This window comes from Stenotrophomonas sp. 3diitr2024 (assembly GCF_042136455.1).
Classification (GTDB): domain Bacteria; phylum Pseudomonadota; class Gammaproteobacteria; order Xanthomonadales; family Xanthomonadaceae; genus Stenotrophomonas; species Stenotrophomonas sepilia.
Genome location: NZ_JBHHMJ010000186.1, coordinates 1 through 328, shown reverse-complemented (window position 1 = coordinate 328; position 328 = coordinate 1). Strand labels below are relative to the sequence as shown.

Genomic DNA, 328 nt, shown 5'->3' with positions numbered 1-328 from the left:
GCTGCCGGTAGCGCAGTTCCACGCCCTGGCGGCGGGTGCGGCCGATGTTGCGATAGGTGCTGCGTCCGCCGATGTTGCTGGCAACTGCCAACTCATCGTCGGTATCTGCGCGGAACAGTTCGATCTGCGGCGGCGTGGTGCTGTTGGACCAGCTGTCCACGTAGACGCTGGCATTGCGGGCGAAGCTGGCGCTGTGCATGCCCGGCGCCTTCGACAGGCGCTCGCTGGCGCGACTGGTCACGCCGACGTTCCAGGCCAGCACCTGCTCGCCCACGGCCTGGCTGCTGGCACCAAACACCAGGTCCGGGGCCGCAGCAAAGCCGGTGCT

The 328-nt window shown here is 68.3% G+C and carries 1 pseudogene; it reads right to left on the bottom strand.

The window, feature by feature from the left end:
- Positions 1-328: pseudogene (locus tag ABGA94_RS04355) on the bottom strand (hypothetical protein); the annotation flags it as partial.